At 67.0% G+C, this 13,164-nt stretch carries 12 protein-coding genes; 7 read left to right on the top strand and 5 right to left on the bottom strand.

Features of this window, described 5'->3' with window-relative positions; all coding sequences use genetic code 11:
- Nucleotides 1-171: 171 nt before the first annotated feature.
- From pepQ to rph, 5 genes are all read right to left on the bottom strand, one after another.
- Nucleotides 172-1,503, bottom strand: a complete 1,332-nt coding sequence (gene pepQ / locus H4O11_RS18780; RefSeq protein WP_182342390.1) for a Xaa-Pro dipeptidase — start codon at nt 1,501-1,503, stop codon at nt 172-174.
- 129 nt (nt 1,504-1,632) lie between these two features.
- The gene (gene hemW / locus H4O11_RS18785) at nt 1,633-2,868 is read right to left on the bottom strand and encodes a radical SAM family heme chaperone HemW (RefSeq protein ID WP_182342393.1); all 1,236 of its coding nucleotides are present in this window, start codon (nt 2,866-2,868) and stop codon (nt 1,633-1,635) included.
- A gap of 25 nt (nt 2,869-2,893) precedes the next feature.
- Complete coding sequence (rdgB, locus tag H4O11_RS18790; protein ID WP_182342396.1) at nt 2,894-3,508, bottom strand: RdgB/HAM1 family non-canonical purine NTP pyrophosphatase; 615 nt, start codon at nt 3,506-3,508, stop codon at nt 2,894-2,896.
- Complete coding sequence (locus H4O11_RS18795) at nt 3,505-3,897, bottom strand: VOC family protein (protein WP_182342399.1); 393 nt, start codon at nt 3,895-3,897, stop codon at nt 3,505-3,507. Before H4O11_RS18795 ends, rdgB begins: the two co-directional genes overlap by 4 nt.
- On the bottom strand, nt 3,894-4,619 hold the full coding sequence (gene rph, locus H4O11_RS18800; RefSeq protein ID WP_182342402.1) for a ribonuclease PH: 726 nt from the start codon (nt 4,617-4,619) through the stop codon (nt 3,894-3,896). Before rph ends, H4O11_RS18795 begins: the two co-directional genes overlap by 4 nt.
- Before the next feature lie 123 nt (nt 4,620-4,742).
- Between rph and H4O11_RS18805 the strand changes: the two genes are divergently transcribed.
- From H4O11_RS18805 to H4O11_RS18835, 7 genes are all read left to right on the top strand, one after another.
- The gene (locus H4O11_RS18805; protein WP_182342405.1) at nt 4,743-5,603 is read left to right on the top strand and encodes a YicC/YloC family endoribonuclease; all 861 of its coding nucleotides are present in this window, start codon (nt 4,743-4,745) and stop codon (nt 5,601-5,603) included.
- Nucleotides 5,600-6,280 carry a guanylate kinase gene (gmk, locus tag H4O11_RS18810; RefSeq protein WP_182342408.1) on the top strand — a complete coding sequence of 227 codons (681 nt, stop codon included), beginning with the start codon at nt 5,600-5,602 and terminating at the stop codon, nt 6,278-6,280. The genes H4O11_RS18805 and gmk overlap by 4 nt, the downstream gene beginning before the upstream one ends.
- A gap of 110 nt (nt 6,281-6,390) precedes the next feature.
- Nucleotides 6,391-6,690 (top strand): DNA-directed RNA polymerase subunit omega, encoded by a 300-nt coding sequence (gene rpoZ, locus H4O11_RS18815; RefSeq protein WP_108750976.1) that lies wholly within the window; start codon nt 6,391-6,393, stop codon nt 6,688-6,690.
- A 104-nt stretch (nt 6,691-6,794) separates the two neighbouring features.
- The gene (locus tag H4O11_RS18820; protein WP_182342411.1) at nt 6,795-8,957 is read left to right on the top strand and encodes a RelA/SpoT family protein; all 2,163 of its coding nucleotides are present in this window, start codon (nt 6,795-6,797) and stop codon (nt 8,955-8,957) included.
- Between the two features lie 161 nt (nt 8,958-9,118).
- Nucleotides 9,119-9,505, top strand: coding sequence for a RidA family protein (locus tag H4O11_RS18825; protein WP_182342414.1), 387 nt, complete (start codon nt 9,119-9,121; stop codon nt 9,503-9,505).
- Nucleotides 9,506-9,512: 7 nt separating this feature from the next.
- Complete coding sequence (gene recG / locus H4O11_RS18830; RefSeq protein ID WP_343042861.1) at nt 9,513-11,624, top strand: ATP-dependent DNA helicase RecG; 2,112 nt, start codon at nt 9,513-9,515, stop codon at nt 11,622-11,624.
- Between the two features lie 560 nt (nt 11,625-12,184).
- Nucleotides 12,185-13,120 (top strand): nucleoside hydrolase, encoded by a 936-nt coding sequence (locus H4O11_RS18835; RefSeq protein ID WP_182342417.1) that lies wholly within the window; start codon nt 12,185-12,187, stop codon nt 13,118-13,120.
- The last annotated feature ends 44 nt before the right edge of the window (nt 13,121-13,164 follow it).

Below are 13,164 nucleotides of genomic sequence, written 5' to 3' on the forward strand. Positions count from 1 at the left end.
GGGCGATGGCAGTAATAAAGGTCAAGGTAGTCCACCCGCAAGCGCTCATCGCGCCAACGGCAGCGGGGCATGGCCCCGCTCTACCATTTTTTTCAACGCGGCTGGCTGCCCCCGGAACCCACCCGTCGCCAACCCCGGATCCAGCGTGAACCGCCGCCAGCCGCGAGGGGCTCAGCCGTTCGCTGCCTCGAACGCCGGGCGGGTCAGGTTGTCCGCTTCGCCTTCGGTGCACAGCACTTCGTCTTCGATGCGGATGCCGCCGTAGGGGCGGAAGAAATCCACGCGGTCCCAGTTGATGCTGTCGCCATGGCCGGCCTGCTTGACCTCGTCCAGCAGCATGTCGATGAAGTACACGCCCGGTTCGATGGTCACCACCATCCCCGGTCCCAGCACGCGGGTCATGCGCAGGTACGGATGGCCGGCTGGGCGCTCGATGCGCCCGCCTTCTTCATTGGCGGCAAAGCCCGCCACGTCATGCACCTGCAGGCCGATCAGGTGGCCCAGGCCATGCGGGAAGAAAGCAGCGCTGACGCCGGTTTCCAGCGCGGTCTGCGGCGATACCCGGATCACCCCGAAATCCTTCAGCACGCCCATCAGGGACAGGTGCGCATCGATGTGCAGCTGCTTGTAATCCACGCCTGCACGCACCGCCGCGCACATCTGCCGCTGTGCGGCGTCCACCGCCGCGATCATCGCCGCGAACTCGTCGTGGCCCTGCGTGGCGTAGGTACGGGTGATGTCGCTGGCGTAGCCATGTGCACTGGCACCGGCATCGATCAGGAAGCTGCGCAGCGGCTGCGGAGCGCGCCGGCCCAGCTCGGTGTAATGCAGCACCGCGGCATGTTCGTTCAGCGCGATGATGTTCCCATACGGCAGCTCGTTGGCATCCTGGCCCACCGCCGCGCAGTACGCCATGTGGATGGAAAACTCATCGGCACCATTGCGGAACGCCACCTCGGCCGCGCGATGGCCACGTGCGCCCAGCACCTGTGCCTGGCGCATCAGCGCGATCTCGTAAGGTGTCTTGAAGGCGCGGTGATACTCCAGGTAATCGACCACGGCGGCGGGATTGTCTGGTACCCACCCACCCAGCGTGCTCTGCGGCTCACCCAGCACCGCGCACCGCGCGCGTTCCTTCGGCAGCAGCGCGAGCGCTTCTTCGGGCGCGCGGATGACATGGATGTCGAAGTGCTCCACCCACCAGCCGCTGGGTGCATCCGGCACCACGTGCCAGTAATCGAAAGGCTGGTGGAAGATCACCTGCGGGCGCTTGCCGGGGGTGAACACGATCCAGCTGTGCGGAACCCGGGTCAGTGGCAGCCAGGCCTTGAACTGGGGGTTCACTGCATACGGGTAGTCGCGGTCGTCGAACAACTGGTAATGCAGGGTGCCGCTAGGGACCACCAGGTGATCGAAACCACCGCGCGCCAGCGCCGTTTCCGCGCGCCGGCAAAGCACGGCCAGATGGTCGGGATAGAGGGCGCCGGGGTCTTGCTGGATCATCGCGGTGACTCGCTGGAAAACAGCCCCTGATTGTGCCGCATGCGCTGCTTCGCTGCTGTGCCGGAACCGGCGCCCGGGTTGCCGGATCGTCCTGGCTGATCCAGCGGCGCAGGGCATCGGGGGCCGGTGTTACTCGCCCAGGAACAGCTCAACCACGTCGTTGGTGAAACGTCGGCCCAGGTCGGTCGGGCGAAGCAGTACGTCGGCATGTGCCGGATCGCCGTGTCCGCTGCAACCGTGATCGCTGCAGTCGTGCCCTTCGCTGCCCTGTGCCTCGGCGGCCGGCTCCAGCCAGCCGCGTGCCAGCGCCTGCTGCAACGGTGCATCGATGGCACCACGGGGCAACCCGGTGCGCGATTCGAAATCGCGCAGGCTGAAGCCCTCGTGCAGGCGCAGCAGGTTGAGCATGTACTCGAACGGCAACCGCTCGGCGCTGATGATCTCCTCGCCGCCGATGCTGGCCGCGGTACCGGCGGTGTCCATGAAGGTCTGCGGGTGCTTGTGCTTCCAGCGCCGCAGCACCTGCTGTTCCGCACCGGAACTGATCTTGCCGTGCGCGCCGGCGCCTATGCCCAGGTAGTCGCCGAAGCGCCAGTAGTTCAGGTTGTGCGCGCTTTGCCTGCCCGGGCGCGCGTAGGCGCTGACCTCGTACTGTGCAAAACCGGCGTCGGCCAGCAGTGCCTGGCAATGCTCCTGCATGTCCCACGCGCTGTCCTGGTCCGGGATGCCCTGCGGAGGCCGGGCGAAGAACACGGTATTCGGTTCCAGGGTGAGCTGGTAATGGGAAACGTGCGCGGGCTGCAATGCGAAGGCCCGTTGCAGGTCATGTTCGGCGCCGGCCAGGGTCTGGCCTGGCAGCGCGTACATCAGGTCGATGTTGACGTTGTCGTAGCCTGCGTCCTGGGCCATCTTCACTGCGCGCTCGGCTTCGCTGCTGTCATGGATGCGGCCCAGCCGCTTCAGCGCGTCGTCGTCGAAGGTCTGGATGCCGAAGCTGAGCCGGTTGACCCCCGCCGCACGGTAGCCGTCGAAACGGCCGTGTTCTGCCGTGCCCGGGTTGGTCTCCAGGGTGATCTCGGCATTCGGCGCAAGGCGCAGCCGTGCCGAGGCCTGCTGCAGGAAGCGATCGATCGCCTCGGCCGGGAACAGGCTGGGGGTGCCACCACCGAAGAACACGCTGTGCACCACCCGTCCCCAGACCAATGGCAGGTCCTGGTCGAGGTCGCGGACCAGCGCGTCGACGTAATCGTCGAACGGCAGCGCACCCTTGGCCTGGTGCGAATTGAAATCGCAGTACGGGCATTTGCGCACGCACCAGGGCAGGTGCACGTACAGCGACAGCGGGGGCGGGATCAGGGCAGGCATGCAGCGGTGGCCAGGAAGCGGGACGTTACAGTGACAGCGCCGGCAGCCGCTGCTTGAGCTGCTGCAGCGCCAGTGCACGATGGCTGAGGGTGTTTTTCAGGGCGGGTTGCATTTCCGCCGCGGTCAGGCCGTGCCGTGGATCCAGGAACACCGGGTTGTAACCGAAGCCATTGCTGCCGCGCGGTGCGTCCAGGATCACGCCCTCCCAGCTGCCTTCGCAGATCAACGGCTGCGGGTCGGTGGCGTGGCGAAGCAGCACGATCACCGCGAAGAAACGCGCGCTGCGCTGCCCGGCAGGGATGTCGCGCAGGTCATGCAGCAGCTTGGCGTTGTTGGCTGCGTCGTCGGTCGGGCTGCCGGCATAGCGCGCGCTGTACAGCCCGGGCGCGCCACCGAGTGCGTCCACGATCAGGCCCGAATCATCGGCCAGCGCGGGCAGGCCACTGGCCTGGCAGGCGGCGCGCGCCTTGATCAGGGCGTTCTCGACGAAGGTCAGGCCGGTTTCCGGCACATCGCCGACGCCCGCCTCGGCGGCCGATATGATCTGCAATGGCAGGTCGGCCAGCATCGCCTGCATTTCCTTCAGCTTGCCGGCGTTGTGGCTGGCCAGGACGAGCCTGCTGCTGGCAGGGGTGCTCATGGACGTGGCTCCAGCAGGTCCCAGGTATTGCCATACAGGTCGCGGAACACCGCGACGGTGGCGTAGGGCTCTTCGCGCGGCGCCTCGAGGAACTCGATTCCTGCGGCCAGCATCGCCGCATGGTCGCGCTGGAAGTCGTCGGTTTCCAGGAAGAAGGCCACGCGCCCACCGGTCTGGTCGCCGATGCGCGCGGCCTGCACGTCGCTGCTGGCACGGGCCAGCAGCAGGCCAGCACCGCCTTCGGCCGCAGGCGATACCACCACCCAGCGCTTGCCGCCGCCCTGGTCGATGTCCTGCCGCAGATGGAAGCCGAGCGCATCGGTGAACCAGGCGATGGCCCGGTCGTAGTCGTCCACCACGAAGGTGGTCAGTGCCAGCCGGCGGTTCATGCCGCCAGTGCCGCCTGCTGTGCGGCCAGCAGTTCGGTCACGCCCTTGTCGGCCAGCGCCAGCAGGGCATCCAGTTCATCGCGACGGAACGCGTGGCCTTCGGCCGTGCCCTGCAGTTCGATGAAACCGCCGCCATCGTTCATGACCACGTTCATGTCGGTGTCGCAGTCGCTGTCTTCGGCGTAATCCAGGTCCAGCACCGGGGTGCCGCGATAGACACCGACCGATACGGCCGCCACTGCGCCGATGATCGGGTTGCGCTTGATGTCGCCGCGCTTGAGCAGCAGGTTCACCGCATCGGCCAGTGCCACGTATGCGCCGGTGATGGCGGCGGTGCGGGTGCCGCCATCGGCCTGCAGCACGTCGCAGTCCAGGGTGATGGTGCGCTCGCCAAGGGCATTGCGGTCCACGCAGGCGCGCAGGCTGCGGCCGATCAGGCGCTGGATTTCCAGGGTGCGGCCGCCCTGCTTGCCGCGCGCTGCTTCACGGTCGCTGCGCGTATGGGTGGCGCGCGGCAGCATGCCGTACTCGGCGGTGACCCAGCCTTCGCCCTTGCCGCGCAGGAAGCCCGGCACGCGGTTTTCCACGCTGGCGGTGCACAACACCCTGGTTTCACCGAAGCACACCAGCACCGAGCCTTCGGCATGGCGGGTGAATCCGCGTTGGATGACGACCGGGCGCATCTGGTCGGGCTGGCGGCTGCTGGGGCGGGGATCGGACATGGCAGGGATACCGTTGGAGCGGGGGAAACGCGCCCATGCCCGCGCCGGAAGGGAGGGCAGGCAGGGAGGCTCGAAAGAGGGCGCTAGGGTACCATTCCCTCTTTGGGAGCATCAGGAACCCACATGATCCGAAGCATGACCGCCTATGCCGGTGGCGAACGCGCTACCGCCTGGGGCACGCTGGGCTGCGAGCTGCGCTCGGTGAACCACCGCTTCCTCGAAGTCGGTACCCGCCTGCCGGAGGAACTGCGTGCGTTGGAACCGCAGTTGCGTGAACGCATTTCGGCACGCCTGAGCCGTGGCAAGCTGGACCTGGTGATGCGCCTGCGCGTGCCGGAAGCTTCAGCCAGCCTGCAGGTCAACGAGGTCCTGCTGGGCCAGTTGGGCCAGCTGGCACTGCGGCTGACATCGGACTTCCCCAACCTGCAGGTCAGCTTCACCGAACTGCTGCAGCTGCCGGGGGTCATGCAGGGCGAGGCCACCGATGCCACGGCATTGCAGGCCGAGGCGCTGCTGCTGCTGGACCAGGTGCTGGATGGGTTCCTCGCCGCGCGTGAGCGTGAAGGCGACAAGCTGGCCACGGCGATCAGCGAGCGTGTCGATGGCATCGAGCGCATCGCCGGCGACGTGCGCACGCTGATCCCGGCGATCCGTGAAGGCCAGCGGGCCAAGCTGGCCGCGCGCCTGGCCGACCTGCCGCACCCGGTGGATCCCGGTCGTGCCGAGCAGGAACTGGTGATGTGGCTGCAGAAGCTGGACGTAGACGAGGAGCTTGATCGGCTCGGCAGCCACATCGTCGAGATCCGCCGCACGCTGAAGCAGCGCGAGCCGGTCGGCCGGCGGCTGGATTTCCTGTTGCAGGAGTTCAACCGCGAAGCCAACACCCTGGGCTCCAAGTCGGTGGACAGCCGTACGTCCAACGCGGCAGTGGAACTGAAGGTGCTGATCGACCAGATCCGCGAACAGGTGCAGAACATCGAATGAGCAGCGAGCCGACCCTCCGTCCCGCCATCCCGGCCAATACGCCAGCGCGCGGCACGTTGTACATCGTGGCTGCGCCTTCCGGCGCCGGCAAGAGCAGCATCGTCAACGCCACCCTGGCGCGCGACCCGCAGATCGCCCTGTCGATCTCCTTCACCTCGCGCGCAGCGCGCCCGGGGGAACTGAACGGCGAGCATTACCACTTCGTCAGCGCCGAGCATTTCGAGCAGATGATCGCCGCTGGCGACTTCTTCGAACACGCCTGGGTGCATGGCGACTGGAAGGGCACGGCCCGGCAATCGGTGGAGCCACAGCTTGCGGCCGGACAGGACGTGCTGCTGGAGATCGACTGGCAGGGCGCGCAGCAGGTGCGCCAACTGGTGCCGGGCACGGTCACCGTGTTCATCCTGCCACCCTCCCGGCAGGCGTTGCAGGACCGTATGCGCAAGCGCGGGCAGGACAGCGAAGCGGTGATCGCCCAGCGCCTGTCGGCGGCGCGCGAGGAGATGTTGCACTTCAACGACTTCGATTACGTCATCGTCAATGAGGTGTTCGAGACGGCCGTGGACGAGTTGTGCGCGATATTTACCGCCAGCCGCCTGCGCAGGGAGGCGCAGAAGGTGCGGCATGGCGCCCTGATCCAGGCCCTGCTGACCCCTGAGTCGGGTGCAACTGACTGATTGCAAAAGGATAGGGGTGGGGTTGGCTTGATTTTGTCCAGCCCTCTGCCTTAGACTTCGTCCCCTTTCCCTCATTCGACTGAGCGGCCGACCGGTCGCCGGGAGCCCGTATGGCCCGCATTACCGTAGAAGATTGCCTGGAAGTCGTTAACAACCGTTTCGATCTGGTCATGATGGCGTCCAAGCGCGCCCGCCAGCTTGCCAACGGCGTGCAGGCCACGCTGGACAACAGCGAAACCGAGGACAAGCCGACCGTGCTGGCGCTGCGTGAAATCGCGGCGCGCAAGATCGACAACGCGCTGATCGACGAAGTCGAGAAGGCCGAGCGCGAGCGTGCCGAGCGCGAAGCGCTGGAGTGGGCGGCCGCCGAGGTTGTCGCTGACGAGGACATGTCCAAGAACGACGACTGAGTTTCCGGTCGATCGGCATGGTCAGATGCGAAACAGCCCGCCGCAAGCGGGCTGTTTCGCATTCAGTGTTTGCCGAAACTGTGACGCTGGCATAGGCTTCGGCCATGAACCCAGGCCCCACTGCCAAGGTAACCGCGCCCCCTGGTGCGGATGTACCCGATTACGTCCTTCAGCTTGAGCGCGCCGCGCATTACCTGCCACCGGAGCAGTTGCCGCTGCTGCGCCGTGCCTGGGAGGTGGGCGCGTCGGCGCACGCCGGGCAGACCCGCAAATCCGGTGAGCCCTACATCACCCATCCGGTGGCGGTGGCGCAGGTGCTGGCCGAACTCGGCCTGGACGTGGAGGCGCTGATCGCGGCGATCCTGCACGACACCATCGAGGACACCCCGCTGACCCGCGAGGAGCTGGCGGCCGAATTCGGCGAGCCGGTGGCCGAGCTGGTGGACGGGGTAACCAAGCTGGACAAGCTGAAGTTCCGCGACCGCCAGGAAGCGGCCGCCGAAAGCTTCCGCAAGATGCTGCTGGCGATGTCGCGCGACCTGCGCGTGATCATGATCAAGCTGGCCGACCGACTGCACAACATGCGCACGCTCGGCGCGCAGAGCAGCGAAGCACGCGCCCGCATCGCGCGCGAGACGCTGGAAATCTACGCACCCATCGCGCAGCGGCTGGGCATGAGCCTGGTCAAGAGCGAACTGCAGAACCTGGGTTTCAAGGCCCTGTATCCGTGGCGCCACGCGATCCTTGAAAAACACATCCGCAGCCAGCCGGTGGTTCGCCGCGAGGCGATGGCGCAGGTGGAAGTGCAGATCAGCCAGCGGCTGGCCAAGGAGGGACTGGAACACCGGCTGGTCAGTCGCATCAAGACCCCGTGGAGCATCTACAACAAGATGTGCGACGAGAACAAATCCTTCGACCAGGTGATGGATGTGTTCGGTTTCCGCCTGGTCGTGCGCAACGTGCCCAACTGCTACCACGCGCTGGGTGCGGCGCATGCGGCTTTCAAGCCGCTGGACGGACGCTTCCGCGATTTCATCGCCATCCCCAAGGCCAATGGTTACCAGTCGCTGCACACGGTGCTGTTCGGTCCGTACGGTTCGCCGATCGAGGTGCAGATCCGCACCGAGGAGATGGACCTGATCGCGGAGCGTGGCGTGGCCGCGCACTGGACCTACAAGTTCGGCGGGGACACCCCGAACATCGCGCAGAGCCGCGCGCATGCGTGGATCGTGGAGCTGATCGACTCGCAGCGCGCTGCCGGCAGTTCGCTGGAGTTCCTCGACAACGTCAAGGTCGACCTGTTCCCGGACGAGGTCTACCTGTTCACGCCGAAGGGCAAGATCATGGCGTTGCCGCGCAATGCCACCGCGCTGGATTTCGCCTATGCCGTGCATACCGACGTGGGCAACACGGCAGTGGCCTCGCGGGTGGACAAGAAACTGGTGCCGCTGCGCACCAAGCTGGTCAGTGGGCAGACGGTGGAAATCATCACCGCGCGCTCGGCCACGCCCAAGCCGCAATGGCTGGAGTTCGTGGTCACCAGCAAGGCGCGCACCGCGATCCGCCACCAGCTCAAGCAACTGGAACACGAAGATGCGGTGCAGTTGGGGCATCGCATGCTGGACCGTGCGCTGGAGGCGATGGATTCTTCGCTGGAGCGGCTGCCCAAGGGGCGCCTGGACGCGTTCCTGGCCGAGCACCGCTATCCGCGCCTGGAGGCACTGCTGGCCGAGGTGGCGCTGGGCAACTGGATGCCGACACAGGCGGCACAGGCGCTGATGGCCTATGCCGAGCTTCGGGGAGGTGCGCACTCGCGGCATCATTCGCAGGAAAAGATCCTGATCAACGGCAGCGAACGCGGCGTGGTGACCTTCGCCAACTGCTGCCAGCCGATTCCCGGCGACGAGATCATGGGGTACCACACCGCTGGCAAGGGCATCGTCGTGCATCGGATGGACTGCCCGAACCTGGCCGAGCTGCGCAAGTCGCCGGAGCGCTGGGTGCCGATCGGCTGGGATTCGTCGGTGTCGGGCGACTACGACACGTCGTTGATCGTGGAGGTGGAGAACGGTACCGGCGTGCTGGCACAACTGGCCGCGGCGATCGCGCAGAGCCATTCCAACATCGAACGGGTGGACTACCTGGACCGTGACTTCAACGCTGCCGTGCTGGCGTTCAACGTGCAGGTGCGTGACCGCAACCACCTGGCCGAAGTGATGCGCCGGCTGCGGCGACTTTCCGTGGTGCAGTCAGTCAGGCGGCAGTAGCGCCGGGCCATGCCCGGCGAGCGCGCAGCGCGGCATGCCGCTGGCCTCACGATGTTGCGGCAGGAGACCACCGGGCATGGCCCGGCGTTACCGAAGGCAGCCCAGCCACCGATCCTGCCCGGTACAATGGGCGCTCTGTTTTTTCGATACCGGAGCACCGCATGACCCGCCAGATCATCAACACTGAAAAGGCCCCGGCCGCCATCGGCCCGTACTCGCAGGCCGTGCGTGCCGGCAATACCGTGTACTTCTCCGGCCAGATTCCGCTGGACCCGGCTTCCGGCGAGATCGTCGGCGTGGGTGACGTGGAAGCCCAGGCACGTCGCGCCTTCGACAATCTCAAGGCAGTGGCGGAGGAGGCGGGTGGCTCGCTGGACCAGATCGTGCGCCTGGGCCTGTACCTGACCGATCTGGCGGAGTTCGCCAAGGTCAACGCTGTGATGCAGGATTACTTCAAGGCCCCGTTCCCGGCGCGCTCCACCATCGAAGTATCGGGCCTGCCGAAGGGCGCGGACTTCGAAGTCGATGCGGTGATGGTCATCGGCTGAGGCTGACGTGGCACGCAGGGCGGCCACCACTCCGGTCCTGGCTCCGTCCGGCGAGGCCGCGTTGTCGATGCTTGCCGGCGTGGGCCCGGCCGTGGCCGGCAAGCTGCAGGCGCGTGGGCTGGCCACGCTGCAGGATCTGTGGCTGCACCTGCCGCTGCGCTATGAAGACCGTACCAGACTGACCCTGATCCAGGACCTGCGTCCGGGGTTGCCCGCGCTGGTCGAGGGCCGCGTGACCGCGCTGGAGCGCGGCATGCGTTACCGCCCCATGCTCAAGGTCGCCATCGAAGACGAAGGGCGCGGCACGCTGGTGCTGCGCTTCTTCCATTTCCGCCAGCAGCAGGTCGGCCAGTTCGCGGTCGGCAACCGGCTGCGCTGCTTCGGTACGCCCAAGCCGGGCCAGTTGGGCCTGGAGATCGTCCATCCCAGCTACCAGGTGCTGGGGCGCAATGATGATCCGGAGCTCGGTGATCGCCTGGATCCGGTGTATCCGCTGGTCGAAGGCGTTGGCCCGATGACCATGCGCAAGTTGATCGGCCAGGCGCTGGACCGGCTGCCGGACGAAGCGTCGCTGGAACTGCTGCCGCCGGGGTGGCTGGATGGGCTGGGGTTGCCCTCGTTGCGCAGCGCGCTGTTGACCGTGCATCGGCCTCCGCAGGATGCCGACCTGGCGGCATTGGCCGCTGGCATCCATCCCGCACAGCGCCGGCTGGCGATGGAAGAGCTGCTGGCACATCACCTGAGCCTGCGTCGCCAGCGCATCGCGCTGCAGGCCCACCATGCGCCACCGCTGGCTGGACCGGGACGGCTGGCCAAGGCGCTGCTCAAGCAGTTGCCATTTGCACTGACCGGCGCGCAGCAGCGCGTGTTCAAGCAGATCCGCGCCGACCTGGAGCGACCGCATCCGATGCTGCGCCTGGTGCAGGGCGATGTCGGCTCGGGCAAGACCGTGGTGGCGGCACTGGCTGCGATGCTGGCGGTGGAACAGGGCCGCCAGGTCGCGCTGGCGGCGCCAACCGAACTGCTGGCCGAGCAGCACCTGGGCAACCTGCGGGGGTGGCTGGAACCGCTCGGCATACGGGTAGCATGGTTGGCTGGAAAGGTCACCGGCAAGGCACGGGCCAGGGTGATGGAGCAGGTTGCCAATGGCGAGGCGCAGGTAGTGGTGGGGACGCACGCGTTGATGCAGGACGCGGTGGTGTTCCATGACCTTGCCCTGGCCATCGTCGACGAGCAGCACCGGTTCGGCGTGCACCAGCGCTTGGCGCTGCGCGACAAGGGCGCCGGCGGCAGCAGCGTGCCGCACCAACTGGTGATGACGGCCACGCCGATCCCGCGCACGCTGGCGATGTCCGAATATGCGGACCTGGACGTATCGGCAATCGATGAACTGCCACCGGGACGGACACCGGTTCAGACGGTCGCACTGAACGCGGACCGCCGCCCGGAGCTGATCGAGCGCATTGCGCTGGCGTGCAGCGAGGGCCGGCAGGTGTACTGGGTATGCACGCTGATCGAGGAAAGCGAGGAGCTGGATGCCACGCCGGCGCAGGCGACATTCGATTCGCTGCAGGCGCTGCTGCCGGGCGTGCGGGTGGGATTGGTGCATGGGCGGATGAAGGCGGCAGAGAAGCAGGCGACGATGGCCGCGTTCAAGGCCGGGCAGATCGACCTGCTGGTGGCGACCACGGTCATCGAAGTTGGCGTGGACGTACCCAACGCCTCGCTGATGGTGATCGAGAATGCCGAGCGGCTGGGCCTGGCCCAGTTGCACCAGCTGCGCGGCCGGGTGGGCCGCGGTTCGGCAGTATCGCGCTGCATGCTGCTGTACCAGGCACCGCTGTCGAGCATGGCGCGCGAACGGCTGCAGACGATGCGCGAAACCAATGACGGTTTCCTGATCGCCGAGAAAGACCTGGAACTGCGCGGCCCGGGTGAGCTGCTGGGTACCCGGCAGACCGGCCTGGCCGGATTCCGTATCGCCGACCTGGCCCGCGATGCCAGCCTGCTGCCGGACGTGCATGCCCTGGCCGAACGGCTGCTGCAGGAGCAGCCGGCACTGGCCGACCGGGTGGTTGACCGCTGGATCGGTACCGCCGTGCGCTACGCCGGCGCCTGAGCGCCTCCTGGCATGCAGGTAGCGCCGAGCCACGCTCGGCGGAATGTATCCGGTAGCCTCAGCAAAGAGCCGCCGACCATGGGTCGGCGCTACCGATCCCCGCAGACCCCCGCAGCATGTCGGGTGGAAGAAGCCCCTGAGTCAGGGGCGGCCGCGAAGCGGCGGGGTGTGGGTGATGGTGAGACGGGGCCCGCGGTTTGCGCCGCAAAGCGTGGGAGCGACAGCGCGAATGCGATGGCGTGGCCCCGCCCCTGAGTCAGGGGCGGCCGCGAAGCGGCGGGGTGTGGGTGATCGTGAGACGGGGCCCACGGTTTGCGCTGCAAAGCGTGGGAGCGACAGCGCGAATGCGATGGCGTGTACCCGCGCCATGGATGGCGCGAAACGAGGCCCGCAGGAGCGGCTCTTGCCGTCCCCCACCCAGCAGCCGCGCCCGGCCATGCCAGAACAAACCGCCGTGCGCGACCCACCACGAGGGGCCCCGCCGTTCGCAGGGGACAGCGCTGGTTGTGTTGGCAGCCAAACGGATGCGACACTCCCTTGCCGCTCAGAAGACGGCAATGATGACCACCAAGATCCCGCTGTTGATCGACACCGACCCAGGTGTGGACGATGCCCTGGCCCTGCTGATGGCTTTCGCCGATCAACGCCATGAGGTGGTCGCGCTGACCATCGCCGCAGGAAATGTCGGCCTGGACCACACGGTCCGCAACGCGCTGAAACTCTGTGAGATCGTCGGCCGTGACGATGTGCCGGTCCATGCTGGCAGCCCCGATCCGCTGTTGCATCCGTCCGTTGATGCTGCCCATGTCCACGGCCTCGATGGGTATGGGGACGTGGGCCTGCCGCCACCCACCCGCAGTGCCCACCCTGAACACGCTGCGCTGGCCATCCTGCGCCTGTCGCACCAGTACAGCGGTGAGCTGATGCTGGTGATGCTTGGCCCGCTGACCAACCTGGCACTGGCGCTGAAGCTCGACCCCACCTTGCCGCAGCGGATCCAGCGGATCGTGGTGATGGGGGGCGCGGTGACCTGCCACGGCAACATCACGCCGGCAGCCGAGTTCAACATCGCCTTCGACCCGGAAGCGGCGCATGTGGTCTTTGCTGCGTTTCCGCACCTGCTCGTGTCGGACTGGGAGGCGACGGTGGCCCATGGCCTGCCGTTGCCACAGGCAGAGCAGTGGCTTGCAGCCGACACCCCGCGCGCCCGGTTCTATGAGCTGATCTCGCGCAAGACCCGCGCGCTGTCCGAAGACAGCAAGGGCGACCGCTGGTTCACTGCCGATGCGCTGGCCATGGCCTGGGCACTGCACCCGGAAGGGGCGTTGCGGGTGGAATCCCGGCCGCTCAACATCGAGCTGAATGGGACGTTCAGCCGGGGCGCTACCGTCGTCGACTGGAACCGGCAGACCGGCCAGCCGGACAACTGTGACCTGCTGATGGAGTACGATCAGCGCCGCTTCGAAGCCTTGGTACGCCAGGCACTGGGCGCCTGACAGGCCGGGCCTAGGGTGCAAAGGGTGCCGGGTCAACACGGCTT

It is taken from the genome of Stenotrophomonas tumulicola (assembly GCF_014117215.1).
Lineage (GTDB): Bacteria > Pseudomonadota > Gammaproteobacteria > Xanthomonadales > Xanthomonadaceae > Stenotrophomonas > Stenotrophomonas tumulicola.